This window comes from Mucilaginibacter aquaedulcis (genome assembly GCF_030409325.1).
Lineage (GTDB): Bacteria > Bacteroidota > Bacteroidia > Sphingobacteriales > Sphingobacteriaceae > Mucilaginibacter > Mucilaginibacter aquaedulcis.
Genome location: NZ_JAUFPR010000002.1, coordinates 1,077,411 through 1,093,755, shown reverse-complemented (window position 1 = coordinate 1,093,755; position 16,345 = coordinate 1,077,411). Strand labels below are relative to the sequence as shown.

At 40.5% G+C, this 16,345-nt stretch carries 15 protein-coding genes; 8 read left to right on the top strand and 7 right to left on the bottom strand.

Going from position 1 to position 16,345, the window contains the following annotated elements; genetic code table 11:
• Positions 1-15 precede the first annotated feature (15 nt).
• The 4 genes from QWZ01_RS09090 to QWZ01_RS09075 form a co-directional block, all read right to left on the bottom strand.
• Positions 16-699: an arylesterase gene (locus QWZ01_RS09090; RefSeq protein WP_290322991.1), complete on the bottom strand. Its 684-nt coding sequence runs from the start codon at positions 697-699 to the stop codon at positions 16-18.
• A 4-nt stretch (positions 700-703) separates the two neighbouring features.
• Entirely contained in the window at positions 704-3,262 is a 2,559-nt protein-coding gene (locus QWZ01_RS09085) for an ABC transporter permease (protein ID WP_290322990.1), read from the bottom strand.
• A gap of 7 nt (positions 3,263-3,269) precedes the next feature.
• On the bottom strand, positions 3,270-3,959 hold the full coding sequence (locus QWZ01_RS09080) for an ABC transporter ATP-binding protein (RefSeq protein ID WP_290322989.1): 690 nt from the start codon (positions 3,957-3,959) through the stop codon (positions 3,270-3,272).
• A gap of 123 nt (positions 3,960-4,082) precedes the next feature.
• Positions 4,083-4,682 (bottom strand): GNAT family N-acetyltransferase, encoded by a 600-nt coding sequence (locus QWZ01_RS09075; protein WP_290322988.1) that lies wholly within the window; start codon positions 4,680-4,682, stop codon positions 4,083-4,085.
• Positions 4,683-5,008: 326 nt separating this feature from the next.
• Here QWZ01_RS09075 and QWZ01_RS09070 point away from each other — a divergent pair, with 326 nt between their 5' ends.
• The 3 genes from QWZ01_RS09070 to QWZ01_RS09060 all read left to right on the top strand — a co-directional run bounded on the left by QWZ01_RS09070 (position 5,009) and on the right by QWZ01_RS09060 (position 9,339).
• Positions 5,009-6,763: an ABC transporter ATP-binding protein gene (locus tag QWZ01_RS09070; protein WP_290322987.1), complete on the top strand. Its 1,755-nt coding sequence runs from the start codon at positions 5,009-5,011 to the stop codon at positions 6,761-6,763.
• A 13-nt stretch (positions 6,764-6,776) separates the two neighbouring features.
• Entirely contained in the window at positions 6,777-8,537 is a 1,761-nt protein-coding gene (locus tag QWZ01_RS09065; protein WP_290322986.1) for an ABC transporter ATP-binding protein, read from the top strand.
• Between the two features lie 97 nt (positions 8,538-8,634).
• Positions 8,635-9,339, top strand: a complete 705-nt coding sequence (locus QWZ01_RS09060; RefSeq protein ID WP_290322985.1) for an NUDIX hydrolase — start codon at positions 8,635-8,637, stop codon at positions 9,337-9,339.
• 14 nt (positions 9,340-9,353) lie between these two features.
• On the opposite strand, the gene QWZ01_RS09055 is transcribed toward QWZ01_RS09060, so the two are convergent.
• Entirely contained in the window at positions 9,354-11,489 is a 2,136-nt protein-coding gene (locus QWZ01_RS09055; protein ID WP_290322984.1) for a sensor histidine kinase, read from the bottom strand.
• Between the two features lie 126 nt (positions 11,490-11,615).
• Here QWZ01_RS09055 and QWZ01_RS09050 point away from each other — a divergent pair, with 126 nt between their 5' ends.
• Entirely contained in the window at positions 11,616-12,065 is a 450-nt protein-coding gene (locus tag QWZ01_RS09050; protein ID WP_290322983.1) for a response regulator, read from the top strand.
• A 187-nt stretch (positions 12,066-12,252) separates the two neighbouring features.
• Here QWZ01_RS09050 and rpoN read toward each other — a convergent pair whose 3' ends face one another.
• The gene (gene rpoN / locus QWZ01_RS09045) at positions 12,253-13,728 is read right to left on the bottom strand and encodes an RNA polymerase factor sigma-54 (RefSeq protein ID WP_290322982.1); all 1,476 of its coding nucleotides are present in this window, start codon (positions 13,726-13,728) and stop codon (positions 12,253-12,255) included.
• 211 nt (positions 13,729-13,939) lie between these two features.
• Between rpoN and mscL the strand changes: the two genes are divergently transcribed.
• Positions 13,940-14,350: a large-conductance mechanosensitive channel protein MscL gene (gene mscL, locus QWZ01_RS09040; RefSeq protein WP_290322981.1), complete on the top strand. Its 411-nt coding sequence runs from the start codon at positions 13,940-13,942 to the stop codon at positions 14,348-14,350.
• 78 nt (positions 14,351-14,428) lie between these two features.
• Here the strand turns inward: mscL and QWZ01_RS09035 are convergent, their stop codons facing one another.
• The gene (locus QWZ01_RS09035; protein WP_290322980.1) at positions 14,429-15,304 is read right to left on the bottom strand and encodes a ChaN family lipoprotein; all 876 of its coding nucleotides are present in this window, start codon (positions 15,302-15,304) and stop codon (positions 14,429-14,431) included.
• A 136-nt stretch (positions 15,305-15,440) separates the two neighbouring features.
• Between QWZ01_RS09035 and rpmH the strand changes: the two genes are divergently transcribed.
• From rpmH to yidD, 3 genes are read left to right on the top strand one after another with little or no spacing between them, the layout of a single operon-like run.
• Positions 15,441-15,599: a 50S ribosomal protein L34 gene (rpmH, locus tag QWZ01_RS09030; protein ID WP_110583460.1), complete on the top strand. Its 159-nt coding sequence runs from the start codon at positions 15,441-15,443 to the stop codon at positions 15,597-15,599.
• 49 nt (positions 15,600-15,648) lie between these two features.
• Entirely contained in the window at positions 15,649-16,077 is a 429-nt protein-coding gene (locus QWZ01_RS09025) for a ribonuclease P protein component (RefSeq protein WP_353959393.1), read from the top strand.
• A 1-nt stretch (position 16,078) separates the two neighbouring features.
• Positions 16,079-16,321 carry a membrane protein insertion efficiency factor YidD gene (yidD, locus tag QWZ01_RS09020; RefSeq protein WP_290322978.1) on the top strand — a complete coding sequence of 81 codons (243 nt, stop codon included), beginning with the start codon at positions 16,079-16,081 and terminating at the stop codon, positions 16,319-16,321.
• The last annotated feature ends 24 nt before the right edge of the window (positions 16,322-16,345 follow it).

Below are 16,345 nucleotides of genomic sequence, written 5' to 3'. Positions count from 1 at the left end.
TTACAGGGAAGTATTTTACAATACTCCCTGTAAAACCTTCCACACGTTTTCCGCAACTATTTTAGCTCCTTTGGCTGTAGGGTGTATACCATCGCCCTGGTTAAGTTCGGGTACTCCGCCAACTCCCTGTAACAGGAAAGGCACAAGAGATATATTGTTTTTAGCCGCAAGGGTAGGGAATACCGCTTTGAATTTGTTGGTATAATCTGGCCCCATATTAGGCGGAACCTGCATACCAAGCAATACTATTTTAGCCTGCGGATATTTAGTTTTTACCTTATCAATAATACTTTGCAAATTCTTAATGGTTTCTGTGACCGGTATGCCGCGCAGGCCATCGTTTGCCCCAAGTTCCAGTATAAAAACGTCAATCTTTTGTTTCAGCAACCAATCAATACGGCCGTTACCACCTGCTGTTGTTTCACCGCTGAGGCCCGCATTAATTACCTTGTAAGGCAGTTTTAACGAATCTATTTTATTCTTAATCACCCCGGGAAATGCTTCTGACGGATCATCCAATCCATAACCGGCAGTAATGCTATCGCCAAAAAACAAAGCTGTTTTTGAGGCTGATGAATCGGTTTTGGTTTCTGTTGAGGGACTTTGTGAAGCTTCCTCAGCAGCAGGTTTTTTGTTTTCGCCACAGGCTGCAAGTGTAACTACCGCGAATAATATAATGGCTAACCGGATTTTGTGCATATAATTAAGCGTTGGTTCTTAATATTTCGAGCGGTGGTTTATTTAAAATGCCCCTGCTATTTAACAAGCCAATGATAACTGTTAGTATGGATATTATAAAAAATAAAATAACTGCAGGCAAATAGCTTACTGTGTAAGGTACTTCAAAACTATATTTAGCCAAAAGCCAGCTGCCGCCAAAAGCTATGGCTATGCCGGTAAGGGCAGATAAACTTCCTAAAAACAAATATTCCAAAGCGGTAATTACAAATATTTGCTTTCGGCTGGCACCCAGGGTTCGCAATAAAACACTTTCCTGAATGCGTTGGTATTTACTGATACGCAAAGAGGCTATAAGTACCACAATACCCGTTAAAATGCTGAACGCGCTCATAAAACGGATTACGTAGCTTATTTTGCTGAGTAACTCGTCAAGAACACTCAGAATTAGCCCCAGATCAATGATAGAAACATTTGGAAAACTGCGTACTACCGCGCGTTGAAAAGCTGCTGATGCCTTGTTTGAAGGCACATGGGTTAGCAATACCTGAAACTGAGGAGCATCTTCCAGCACCCCGGTTGGGAAAACCACCTGGAAGTTAGTTTGTACCTTACCCCAGTTTACTTTGCGTATGCTGCTTACGTAGGCCGGCATTTGCACACCTTGTACGTTAAATATGATCTTATCACCAATTTTCAGACTTGCACGCTTGGCCAGGTTTTCTTCAATAGATACGGGCACATCTTTACCTGGCTGCGCTTTGCCAACCCAAGTGCCATCTGTTAGTTTTTCCGATTCAGAAAGCGAATCGCGGAAGGTTACACGGTATTCGTAAGCGAAAACACCATGTGAAATTTTAATAGTCGAATCTTTTTGGAGGTCAGCAGCGGTTTTACCGTTGATTTGTTCAATCCGAAGGGTTACAATAGGTACCTGCTGCAATATAGGAAGACCTTGTTTACGGGTTAAATCGGCAACCGAATCTTTCTGGTTGTTCTGTATATCAAACAATATCATGTTCGACTGATTGCCACTCGCCGATAAACTAACCTGCCCGATCAGGATGCTTTGAATAAAAAACAGGATGCATATAAACATGGTACTAAGTCCTATAGAAACCATAAGGATGAGGGTTTGGTTATTGGGGCGGTATAAGTTGGCAAAGCCTTGCCGCCACAAATAACTCCAGGAGTCATTAATAAGCAGTTTCATTACACGCATTAATAACCATGCTACAGCAGCCAGAATTGTAAAGGCGGCCAGTATACCCAAAGTAAAGAAAATGCTGCCCATCCAACTACCTAACTGTAAAAAGGTGAAGCAAATAATAAACAGCATGATCAATAAATACACCAGCCAACGCAAGGGATCGCGTGAGGGATTTACTGTGTCGAAAGACATGCGCAGGGTATTGAGCGGCGATATATTGCGGATGGATATCAGCGGAAGCAGGGCAAATAGGATAGATATGATAACCCCAAGCAAAATGCCCTGCCCAATGGCCATCCATGATATTTGTACCGATATGCTGAACGGTAAAAAATCCTTAAATAGCAATGGTAATAAGTGTTGTATGGCTGTGCCCAAAGCTGCCCCGGTAACCGAGCCAATTAATCCGATGCCTACAATTTGTATCAGGTATATTAAAAATGCTTCAGATGATTTAACACCCAAACACCTCATAATAGCTATAGATGCAATTTTTTCACGAACGTAAATATGTACCGCACTGGCTACACCTACACAACCCAGCAATAAGGCAACAAAACCAACAAGGGATAAAAACTTGCTCAGATCGCCAAAGTTACGGCCGGTGTTTTCTTTGCGCCCTTCAATGGTTTCATAACGCATCCCGGCTTTGTCAAGGGTAGGGTCTATCTTTTTGGTAAGCCTGTCCATATTTACAGGCTTGTTGTATTTATAATAAAAGCTGTAATTAACGCGGCTGCCAATTTTTAAAAGCCCGGTTTGCTCCAAGTATTGCATAGGGATGTAAACCACCGGCGCAATGCCTGCTACAACACCGCTTTGGCCGGGCGCCCGGTTTAAAATGCCGGTGATTAAAAATAAGCTGTTGCCAATTTTTATGGAGTCGCCAGGGTGGGCGTTAAATTGCAGCATCAGGGTTTTATCAACCAGTGCCATTTTTCCTTTTTTGAAGGATGTGCCAGCTTCTGCAGGTGTTGTTTCGATGGAGCCGTAGTAAGGAAATCCTCCCTGTAGCGCGCGTACCTGCACCAGCCGGGTATCCTTGCTTTTTGGGAAATAGGCCATCGAAGCAAAGCTGCGTTCCTGTGATCGTTCATCGCCTAAAGAATCAAGCAGTTGTTTTAATGATGCACTAACGGGTTTGTTGCCTGATATAGATAGATCGGCACCAATAAGGGTGGCTGCTTGCCCGTTAACATCATTTTGTACATTGTACTTGAACGAATAAATGGCCACTAAAGCGGCTATGCCAAATACAATAGCCGATATAAAAAGGAATAGCCTGGAATGATTTTTACGGCTATCGCGCCAGGCCATGTTGAGCAGCCAGCGTAAGTTTATTTTTCGGTGGTAATTAACAGCGTTGGTTTCCATAAAAGCCCTATCCGTTAATAGTTTTCTCGTCTGCTATGAGTTTGCCGCCTTTGATCCTGATGATGCGCTGAGTTTTGGCAGCCAGTTCAAGGTCATGCGTTACCAGTACCAATGTAGTGCCCGCTTCTTTGTTAAGGTCGAATATCAGCTTCACCACCTTTTCGCTGGTTTCGGCATCAAGGTTACCGGTAGGTTCATCGGCAAACAAAATTTTAGGGGCGTTTGAAAAAGCCCGTGCCAATGATACCCGTTGCTGTTCGCCGCCTGATAACTGGGAAGGGTAGTGATGACCACGTTCGGCCAGCCCAACTTTATCCAGCAGATCAAGCGCCTTTGCCCTGATGTTTTTCTCATTACGCAGCTCCAACGGAACCATTACGTTTTCAAGGGCTGTAAGGGTAGGGAGCAGCTGGAAATTCTGAAATATAAACCCAATATGCTGATTACGAACCTGGGCACGCTGGTCTTCAGTTAAGCTACTCAGATTGATATTGTTTAGCTGTACAGAACCTGAACTTGAGCGGTCAAGCCCGGCGCACAATCCCAGCAGGGTTGTTTTGCCACTGCCTGATGGGCCAACAATGGCATTGGTTGAGCCTGCTGCTATGATAAAGTTTATATCGCTGAGTACTGTAAGCGTGCGACCGGCACTTTGATACGTTTTACTCAGGTCGGTAATATGAAGTATTGTTTCCAAACGGGTATAATTTTATGATATAGATGCTTCGAGAATAAATTTGTTACCACTAAGGTTTGTGTAAATACCCATCAATTATGCCGTTCACTGCATATTTGGAATTTAATGACTTTTAAAATACAATTACAGTTTAGCCTTTAATGCTACTTTTATTTCCTCTTCCCACTCTGGCTGTAAAATACTAAGCACAATAGAATCACGGCGACCGCCCTCCCTGAGCGGCATGTGACTTCTGAGAATACCTTCTACCGTACATCCAATGCTTTTCATGGCGGCAATGCTGAGGGCGTTTCGTGCATCGGCCCTAAACTCAACCCGTTTCATACCCAGGTTTTCAAAGGCAAATTGCAGCAATAAATATTTACAGTGTTTGTTGAGGCCGGTGCCCCTGAATTTTTCGCCATACCAGGTATAACCCAATTGTAACGAATCATTGGCAATTTGTATATCGTAAAACCGGGTGCAGCCCGCATAGGCTTTACTTATTTTATCATAAACTATAAAGGGGTATTCTTTACCTTCGGCGCGTGCCTTTAGGGCTGCATCAATGTAAGTACGCATGCCATCATTGCCTTTAGGGCTGGTTTGTGAATATTTCCAGGTATCGGGTTCGTTAATGGCAAAGGGTAATAGGTTTTCAAAATCGTCGCTTTGTAGGGGTTTGAGCAATACCCGGTCGTCCTCCAAAATATAGGCAGCTTCGGGATCGAATGGTGAGATCATAATAAACTATTTGAAGCTAATTTATTATTATTTCCTGGCAGGAAGGTTCTTTGTTTTAAAAATCAGGCTTTTTCACCCATTAAACTAATCATGCTTAAATATTTCATCTGCATTTATTATTAAGTAAAATATATTTGCAGATATATTTCGAGTTAACCGTATTTTGATACCTGCTTCAAATATTTTGCTTAAAGCAGAAAATGTTTCAATCGCTTAATCGTCATCATAATAAAGTGTAATTTGGTAATGCGATTTATCGAATCAATAACCCGAGCCTGGTAAAATATTTTGAAACATCAGGTTCAGGTTTTATCTAACAGACAAACATGCAAACAACAGATCCCCAAAAAACAAATAAAAAACCACCAAGTGTATTTAGCCTGCTAAAACCTTATATGGGTTTGGTGACTTTACTTTTATTATTTGCCCTGTTAAGCAATGGAGTAAACTTGTGGCTGCCCAAAGTTATTGCCAGTGGCATTGACGATTATGCGCAGAAACATTTTGTTTTGAATGATATTATTAAAAAGTTTTCACTGGCGGTAGTAATCGTTTTTATTTTCAGCTACCTGCAAACAATCATTCAAACTTATGCCTCTGAACGGGTAGCCCGCGATTTGAGATCAAGGCTTTCTGATAAAATTTCAAGACAAAGCCATGCCTTTATTGAGCAGGCTAATCCGGCAAAATTGTTAACCAACCTTACTGCCGATGTTGATTCGATAAAACTATTCGTATCACAGGCTTTGGTATCTATTGTATCATCGCTGTTTATTATTATCGGCGCAAGTATATTACTGTTCACCATTAACTGGAGGCTGGCTTTGGCTGTAATAGCCATTATTCCTATCATAGGTGGTACGTTTTTTTACGTATTAAAAAATGTAAGGGCATTGTTTATCAAAAGCCGGGGTGTTATTGATCAGTTAAATAAGGTAATTAACGAAAGTATTTTAGGAGCAGCACTTATCCGCGTTATTAACTCGCAGCAACTGGAATATAATAAGTTTCTGCTGGCCAATACGGAAGCAAAGGAATACGGCTTACGCATATTAGGCTTTTTTGCAGGGCTCATACCAATCGTAACTTTTACAGCCAACATGGCCGGGCTTACCATCCTGGTAATGGGCGGTCACTTTGTGATCAATGGCAGCATGACATTGGGTAGCTTCGCGGCTTTTAACAGTTATCTTTCCCTGCTCATTTTTCCCATATTTATATTAGGGTTTATGAGTAACCTGATAGCACAGGCCTCGGCATCATTTACACGAATCAGCACAGTTTTGGATGCTCCTGACGTGGCCCAAACCGGGACAATAACCGAAACTCTGCGCGGTGATGTAGAGCTTAAGGATGTATCACTTTTTTACGGACAAAAACCAGCACTTAAAAATGTATCATTAAAAGTACCTGCTGGTGCAAAAATTGCCGTGATAGGGCCAACAGCCGCTGGTAAAACACAGCTACTTTATTTGTTAACCAACCTCATTAATCCAAGTTCGGGAGAAGTGCTTTACGATGGTCATAATATTGGAGCCTACGACAGCGAATCGTTTCATAGCCAAGTTGGTTTTGTTTTTCAGGATAGCATTATTTTTAACATGAGCATCCGCGAAAACATCGCGTTTAGCGATACCGTTACAGACGAATCATTAGAAAAAGCCATTGATACCGCAGAACTGCGGGATTTTATTGTCAGTTTGCCCGATCATTTAAATACTGTTGTGTCTGAACGTGGCTCAAGCCTTTCAGGTGGACAAAAACAGCGGATCATGCTGGCCCGGGCATTAGCTGTAAATCCTAAGGTTTTATTACTTGACGATTTTACCGCAAGGGTTGATACCAATACCGAAAAGAAGATACTGACTAACATTCAAAAAAACTACCCAGGATTAACGCTGATATCGGTTACCCAAAAAATAGCCTCTGTTGAGCACTATGACCAGATCATTCTGCTGATGCAGGGCGAAGTTGTGGCCCGGGGTGTACATGATGAGCTAATGCATACCAGCACCGATTATGTACAGATATTTAATTCGCAGCAAAGCACCAGTAATTATGAACAGGGCATTGCTCACTAAAAAATAAGCATCAATGAATTACGATCTGAATAAACTTAGCCAGGAACAGCAAAAAACATCAACCTTTGCCGGCCTCCGGAAGTTGTTGCAACTAATAGCACATGAAAAGCGAACGCTCATCATCGCGTTATTTGCCATACTGGTTAACTCAACCTTAAACCTGCTTGGCCCACTTATAATAGGGCACACTATTGATAAATACGTGCAGCATAAAGATTTTACCGGTGTGCTGCATAATGCGGCAATTTTGCTTTGCATGTTTCTGGCAGCATTGTTTACCAGTAACAAGCAAACTAAGCTGATGGGCGGGGTAGGGCAACGCATGCTGTTTACCCTGCGTAACTCTATATTTAATAAGTTACAACAGCTGCCGGTAGGCTTTTTTAACCAAAATAAAGCAGGCGACCTCATATCAAGGGTGAACAATGATACGGATAAGCTTAACCAGTTTTTTTCGCAATCGTTAATGCAGTTTATCGGCAATATATCAACCATGGTGGGTGCAGGGGTGTTTTTAATACTCATTAATATTGAGCTGGGCGCTGCAACACTATCGCCAGCGGTTGTTATCTTGGTACTTACCCTCGTTTTATCGCCTTGGATCAAGAGGAAAAATGCCTTGAACCTGAAAAGCGTTGGGGGAATGAGTGCCGAGATACAGGAAAGTCTGAATAATTTTAAAGTGATCATTGCCTTTAACCGCCGTGATTATTTCAGAAAACGGTTTGATATAGCTAATCAGGAAAATTATAGAACATCCATAGGCTCGGGCCTGGCCAATAACGTTTTTGTGCCGGTTTATGGTTTTTTTGCCAGTATAGCGCAATTGATAGTACTCACCTTTGGTATCTATCTAATTAGCACAGGTAGGTTTTCATTAGGTTTACTGGTGAGTTATCTATCGTACTCTACCTTGTTTTATAACCCATTGCGCCAGCTGGCAGCACTGTGGACTAACTTTCAGCTGGCAATGGCTGGTTGGGATCGAATATCCCAAATACTATCTCTTGAAACAGATCTGCCGCAACTGCAGGAAGGGATAACGGAGCAGAATTCGGCGCTTTTGGAATTCAGACACGTACATTTTGGTTATACCGAAGAACGGGAGATATTACACAACATTTGCTTTACCTTGGAGCAGGGCAAAACGTATGCTTTGGTTGGCCCAACAGGCGGGGGTAAAACAACTACAGCTTCATTAATTGCCCGCTTGTATGATCCATCGAAAGGTTTGGTGATGCTTGATGGTAAAGATATCAGAACTTACAGCGCCGAGGAACGCAGCAAAAAGATAGGCTTCATTTTGCAGGAGCCGTTTTTGTTTACCGGAACTGTTAAAGACAATATTTTGTACGGTAATGACCTTTATGTAAACCACACCAATGAACAGTTGGAGAAGGTGATTGTAGATGCTAATTTGGGTAGCCTGCTGGCTATTTTTGAAGCCGGGCTTGATACGGAAGTGCTTTCAAGCGGTGATAGCATCAGCCTGGGACAAAAGCAGTTGATTGCCTTTATGAGGGCCGTATTGCGCAATCCGCAAATATTGATACTTGATGAAGCCACAGCTAATATTGATACTATTACTGAAAAACTGCTGAGCGATATTTTAAACAAGCTCCCCGCCACCACTACAAGAGTTATTATAGCGCATCGCCTTAATACTATCGAAAACGCCGATGAGATATTTTTTGTTAATTCGGGAGAGGTAATTCGTGCAGGTTCACTTAATGATGCCATGGATATGCTGTTGCAGGGAAAAAGGGTTAGTTAGGTGCATTTACAAAAATCTGTTTGAAAAATAGTTGTCTGTATAACACTAAATAATTGCATAATTATTTTTACACTTGTAAATAAACTTAACCATAATTATGCAGAAGTATAGCGGCGAAACGCGCATTTTAGTGGCAACTGATTGTATCATTTTTGGCTTTGACGGCTTTAAGATAAAGCTGTTGGTTGTACAGCGTGGCCTTGAACCTGAAAAGAACAAATGGAGCCTGATGGGCGGCTTTATACAACCGTCAGAATCGCCTGATGATGCTGCAAACCGTATATTGGAACTACGTACCGGGCTTAAAAATGTTTATATGGAGCAGTTTCATGTATTTGGCCGCCCGGATCGTGACCCGGTAGAAAGGACACTTTCCATAGCATACTTTGCCCTTATTGATATTCATAAATACGAAAAGCAATTAAGCGAGGAATATCATCCCGAGTGGTTTTTGCTCAACGAAATGCCTGAGCTGATATTTGACCACGCCGAAATGGTAAAGCTTGCCCTGCGCCAGCTACGTTACAAGGCTGCCCTGCATCCGTTGTTGTTTCAGTTATTGCCCGAAAAATTCACCATACCACAACTACAGGCCCTGTATGAGGGTGTTTATCAAACCAAATTTGATGATCGTAACTTCAGCCGTAAATTGTTGTCAACCGGGCTGTTGGTGAAACTTTCGGAAAAGGATAAGTTGTCATCAAAAAAAGGCGCGTTTTATTATCAGCTCGACCAATCCCATTATGAGGAGAACTTTGAATCGTTCCTGAACCTGGTGCCAAACCCTGAAAAGTTCTTTTAAATAAGGAATAATAATCAGCCTAAATTTTTAGGAAGCTTAACCAAAAAGCTGGCGCCATTGCCAACAGAAGATGTGACTTCAATGTTGCCGCGATGTTTTTCGATGATTCCAAACACGATTGAAAGACCCAATCCGGTACCTTCGCCAATACCCTTGGTTGTAAAAAAAGGCTCAAATATACGCTGCTTGGTTTCTTCGGTCATGCCGGTTCCGGTATCTGTAATTTCTATGGAAATATAATCCGGATGATCCTTAGTGATGATCATAATGCTTTCAGAACTATGGGTTTCTTTTGCAGTAATGGCATATATACTATTGTTGATCAGATTGATGATCAGCTGGCTTATTTTACCCGGATAGCAATTTAATGGCTGCAACTTATCAAATATTGGTTTTATTTCAATATAATAGGGGATGGTACCTCTTAAAATGAGTAGATTGTTTAATATTGATTTATTGATATCCTCCGTTTTTAAGATTTGTTCGTCGGTACTGCTAAAGGTTCGCAGGCTATTTACAATTTCGGCAGTACGGTTGGCGCCTTCTTCAATCCCGTTAAGTAAAATATTTATTTCCTCTTTAATAAATTCAGGATCTATCTGCTTTTTATAATCTTCAAGCTCCCTGAGCAAATCGGGCTGGTTAGGGTTGTTAATCACGGCGTTGTACTTGTTAAGCAGATTGATCAACTCGTTAAAATCAAGCCTGAGGGGGCTTATATTTGAGCTCACAAAGTTAATAGGGTTATTGATCTCATGTGCCACACCCGCGGTTAACTGACCAAGGGAGGCCATTTTTTCATTATCAACCAATTGTTTTTGGGTAGCTGTTAAATGATCAATTGATACCGATAGATCTTTGTTAGTGTTTATCAATTCGTTGGTGCGTTCCCTAACCTTGTTCTCAAGTATTATATTCTGTTGGGTTATCAGGCGTTCATTTTCCTGGGCAACGCTAAGTGCAAAGTTTTGCGACTCGTTTTTTAGCTGTCTGTAAAAGTTGATTTTTTCGGCCAGGGCTGCCGAAAATAATATGAGCTCAAAAAAAGAACAGAAGACCACAATATCGGCAGTAAAATAACTATAGTGTACATATCCTTTATTAAGCGCTACCGACACCAGTATACCAATCAAAAATAATCCCCAGCCCAGCATGAAAAATTTGGCTGGTTTAAAGCCTTTGAAATATAAGTAAGCTCCTGTAAAAAGCAGGCTTACGGAAGAAAAAGATAAACTCAGCGTGATCAGCGCATAGGCAATAGCCGGTTTACCTAATAAAATAGCTGCCAACGCAAAAAAATAGGGGATGTACAACAGCAAATAATATTTATGCAATTGTTTTAAGTTTTGCCTCACCTGCAAAAACTCGCTTATAAAAAGAAGTATAGAAAGCCCTACCGAAGCCCTGATCATTGGAATAACATAGTTGTTTAAAACAGTAATATCTGTATTAAACAGGTTGCTACCATAGCCTCGTTTTAAAATCTGTGCTAATCCAAAAAAAACAATATAGCAAACGTAGTACAGGTAACTGTAATCGCCAACAATGAAAAACAGCAGGAGATTATATAAGGCCATAACAACAAAAACCCCTGCTATAACCCCGATGATCATATTTTCAGTGTTGCGATATTTTAAAAACGCAGGTGTACTGTAAACCTTAATGGGTACTATGGTTGATGCATTACTTTTAACACGTAAGTAAAATGTGTTGGAAGCACCTGGTGCAATGGGGATACTTATAAGTGATGCATTTTGAGTAATAGGATAACCCGATGAAAAATCAGGTGTTTTATGCCTGAAGCCACCTAATCTCTGATCTGAATAGTAAAGGTCAAGATTATTAATGATTGCAGAGCCAGTATTGAGAACAAGCGATGAGTCGATACTGTTATTTTTTAAGGTAAACCGCAACCAGGTTGTCGTTTTTGAATATTGTAAAACAGGTAGCTGATGCTTAGTTGCTTGAAATTTATTGTTGTTAAAAACTTGTTGTATGGATAAACTGCCTTGGGAATCCTCCAGCTCCGTGAAATATTGATTTATTAATAAGCGTGATTGGTTTGCATTTATAACAAGCGTATCTGTGCTATATGCAAAGGCAACAACGCTTTTCCATATTAAACAGGCTGTTATAAATAAATATTTCATGGTAGAATTGTAGTAGCGATATGATGGTTTAATGATAATAAAAATGTGTAGTAAATTAAACTTTGTATAAATTTACTTTTGACAGCAGTTTTTATAACTATTAACCGTTTACTAAAGCCATTGTGTATGCCTGTAGGAGTGTTGTATGTTGATGACGAAATAAATAATCTGAATAGTTTTAAAGCGGCATTCAGGCGCGATTTTAATATATATACCGCCAGCAGCGCTGCCGAAGGAAGAAAAGTTTTAGATAGTCATGAAGTTGGCGTAATTATAACAGATCAGCGGATGCCGGTAACTACAGGCATTGAATTCCTGGAATCGATTTTGAACGTTTATCCTGATACCATCAGGATTTTGCTGACCGGATTTTCTGACATCAACGCGGTTATTGATGCCATAAACCGGGGACAGGTTTACAGGTATCTTGTAAAGCCATGGCAAAATGATGAATTGAGGATCCACATTCAAAATGCTATAGAAATTTATACGCTTCGTAAAGAAAATAAAGAACTTACCTATAAATTACAGATCGCAAATATGGAGCTGGAAACCCTGGCTAAGGCTTTCAAATAAAAATATGTAACGTTTAGCCCTCCGCCCCGCTAAAGGGGGGAGGTTTAGATGGGCAGATGTGTGAATATGCAAATGTGCCAAATGACGAAAACTAAGAAGCCCTGTTTAATAAAAACAGGGCTTCTTAGTTTTCTAATATCTGTACATTTAAAATTCGCACATCTGCATATCTGCACATTTGCTCTGGCTACAGCTCCCTTCTTAACCTTGCTACCGGGATGTTCATTTGTTCGCGGTATTTGGCGACGGTGCGGCGGGCAATGTTATAGCCAGCGTCTTTTAAAATATCGGTCAGTTTTTCGTCGGCCAACGGATGACGTTTGTCTTCCTTGCCTATATGTTCTTCCAGTATTTTTTTAACCTCTTTGTTTGATACCTCTTCGCCGCTTTCGGTCTGGATAGCCTCAGAGAAGAATGATTTTAGCAGGAAAGTGCCAAATTCAGTCTGTACGTATTTTGAGTTAGCAACCCGTGATACTGTGGAAATATCCATGTTAATCCTATCAGCAATATCTTTTAATATCATGGGTTTCAGGTTCTTGTCGTCGCCTGTTAAAAAGAACTCATACTGATACTGCATAATGGCGTTCATGGTTTTTAGCAAAGTTTGCTGACGCTGTTTAATGGCATCAATAAACCACTTAGCCGAATCGAGCTTTTGCTTTACAAACTGTACCGCTTCCTTTAACTTTTTGTCTCTTTGTGCAGCCTTATCATAGTGCTGGAACATTTCCTGGTATGAGCGGCTTACCCTTAGTTCGGGTGCGTTTTTAGAGTTTAACGTTAGTATCAGAACGCCATCATTATTGGTGATATGAAAATCAGGTATCACCTGCATTTGTTTGGTATTCAGTTCATTGGAATCGCCTGGTTTCGGGTTAAGCTTTAAAATCTCATTAATAACTGCCCGCAACTCATTTGAGCCCATGTTTAATGATTTTTCGAGCTTGTCATAATGCTTACGGGTAAACTCATCAAGATATTGTTCAACCACAATAATGGCTTTAGCAATGATGGGGTCATTACTGTCTTTTTTACGAAGCTGAATCAGCAAGCATTCTTGAAGGCTGCGCGCACCAACTCCGGCGGGATCAAAGCTTTGGATCACTTTCAGCATGTCCTCAACCTCTTCATCCTCGGCCATTACGTTTTGCGAAAAAGCCAGATCATCAGTTAATGACATGATCGGACGGCGCAAATAGCCGTCATCATCCAAACTGCCAATTATTTGTTGCCCTATTTTGAAATCCTTATCGCTTAAAGGCAACAGGTCAAGCTGCAGTTGCAGGCTTTCAAAAAATGAGCTCTGTACAGCAATGGGTATTTCTTTGCGCTCATCCTCATCGTCACCGTTTTGGTCGTAGCGCGATCCGTAGTCATTTACGTTATCTTCCTGCAGGTAATCATCAATATTAAACTCATCCATTTCACCTTTTTCTTCGTCGCCATTGTAGGAGTCTTCATCAGGATCACGGTCAGGATATTGTTCTTCAGGTTCGCTTAAATTAGTAAGGCTCAGATCTTCAAGTGCGGGATTTTCTTCAAGTTCCTCTTTTATACGTGTATCAAGAGAAACCGTAGGCACCTGCAGCAATTTTATAAATTGTATTTGCTGTGGTGAAAGCTTTTGTAGTAGTTTTTGTTGAAGATTCTGTTTAAGCATAATTAAGATGTGTTCAAAAATACATCAATTACCAATAACTTTAAAATATCTTATGGTATATGAGCAATGCTTTAATATTAAAAAAATTAATTTGTTTGAAAGCATTTCAAATTTATCAGTTACTTTTTTACAACCTTCGGCTTTATTAGCTATATTAGGTAAACCAAAATCCTTTTAATCCGTTACCCTCAATAATCAAAAATCTATCATTATGGCAATAATCAAAGAATTTAAAGAATTCGCCATGCGTGGCAACGTTGTTGATCTCGCAGTGGGTGTTATCATTGGAGCTGCTTTCGGTAAAATTGTTACCTCGTTGGTGAATGATGTAATTATGCCGCCAATTGGCTATTTAACCGGGGGTATCGATTTTAAGAATCTTAAAATAGTGATAAAACCTGGCGACCCAGCCAACAAGGTGGCAGAAGTTGCTATCACATACGGAAACTTTATTAATACAGTAATAGAGTTCCTGATTATTGCCTTCTGTATTTTTATGGTTGTTAAAGCAATAAATTCGCTTAAAAAACCAGAGGAAGCTGCTCCTGCTGCAGAACCTGCACCGACTAAAGAAGAAGTTTTACTCACAGAGATTCGCGATCTGTTAGCTAAAAAAGCATAACCTGGTGCGTGGAGCGGATTTTGAGAGGTTCGGTAAAACTGACCAGGAACCCCGCTCCACGCCACCGGTAACCAATAATTATTGATCTTCTGTTTTGGTATCGGTTAAGATAATATAATCGGCCATTTGCCTGAATTTATTCCAGTCAGGATTTTCAAAGTTATCATCGGCATAAGATGCTATAGTAAGTACCCGTGCCTTTGGAGCATACTTTTTTAGTTGTGCAACTGCTCCCAGTTTTTCTTCGCTATGGAAACCGCCATTTAGCTGTAATATCTTGAATTGGGGATGATCTTTTAAAAATTTGGCGATTGACCATGCCATGGTAGCATCCCAAAGGTTTTGCGATTGATAGATCTGCATACCGGCCATGGCTTCATGCCCTCCCATTATTTTTACAAATTTATCATAATAAGCGCCTGTAGCAGTATCAATAGGTAAGGGGGCAAGATAACTTTTGGCTTGTGCAGTTAATTGCTGCAAGCTTGCAAGGCCGTTGCGGGTAACCATATTAGTATAGCGCGAAGGAGCATTAGCAGCAATAACCGGTAAATGGTTAAGTTTTGCAAGTTCAACCATCGGTCGGTAATCCGTGTAGTTTGGCCATGCGCGGGCATCGCTGATCATATTTTTTTCGCGGATGGCATCGCTTAAATATTCGTTTAAAACCAACTGGCAATCTGTTTGAAACATTTCCATTGAGAGTGCTGTGCGTCCGGCATATTTTTCCGTCAGCCCCTTAAATAAGGCATATTCCAGGTTATGGCCGGTTGAATCGTTATGCTCTTCGCCAAAAAATAATACATCAGCCTGGCTACTATTGTCAATAATTTCGGTGATTGTGGCTGTTTTTTGGGTGGAGGTATTATATATTTTATAGTGTGCGGTGGATATAACCTGTCCGAAAACAATTGATGGTAAGCATATTATAAGCAGGATAGCTAATGATTTCATAATGCCGATTTAAAACGCTTAATTTACTTAAGAAACATGGATGAGCAAATATGAAATTAGTATTTGAAATGTTTTAAAATATTACTACATTTGCGCTCTTGTTTTTAAAACGATCGAATAGAATAAATATATAGTCATGAAAAGAACTTTCCAGCCTTCTCAAAGAAAAAGAAGAAACAAACACGGATTCCGTGAACGCATGTCAACTGCTAACGGTAGAAGAATTTTAGCAGCCAGAAGAGCTAAAGGCAGAAAAAGATTAACAGTTTCTGACGAGGGTCGTCATAAGGCATAATTCAGGTTGCTTGGTCCTTTCATAAGGGACATGGACCGTTTATAGCTTAATGTCCGGTTCAATAATGGCAACTATGTATACTTTTAAAAAAGAAGAACGGTTATGTAATAAAAGGCTTATTGATAAGCTTTTTCATAACGGCTCTTCTTTTTTGTGTTATCCCTTTAAGGCTTCGTGGTTATATAATTCTGAACCACAGCTATTTCCTGTACAGGTTTTATTTTCTGTGCCCAAAAGGCGTTATAAACATGCTGTTGACCGTAATTTAATAAAGCGGTGCATGCGCGAGTCGTACAGGCTTCATAAGCAGCAAGGCTTATACAATCTATTACAATCAGCCGATAAAACAATTGTACTATCCATAGGATATATAGGTAAAGAAATTGAGCCTTACAGTGTAATTGAAAAAAAAATGCTGAAGCTGCTTGGTCAGCTTGCAGGGCAATTGGCTGCTACAGATAATATCCCCGTTAAATAGTATGAACGCTGTTATCAGGATATTGAAAGCGCTTGTTGGAAGCATTTTTATATTGCTGATAAAGATATATCAGTATTTTATCTCTCCGCTTACAGGCGCTTCGTGCCGGTATACACCAACCTGTTCCCAGTACGGTGTTGAAGCTATAAAAAAACATGGGGCTTTTAAAGGCGGATGGTTAACTTTGAAACGCATTGCCAGCTGCCATCCGTGGGGCGGTCATGGCCATGATCCGGTTCCATAATTTAAAGTTTAAGTTTTGAGTTAG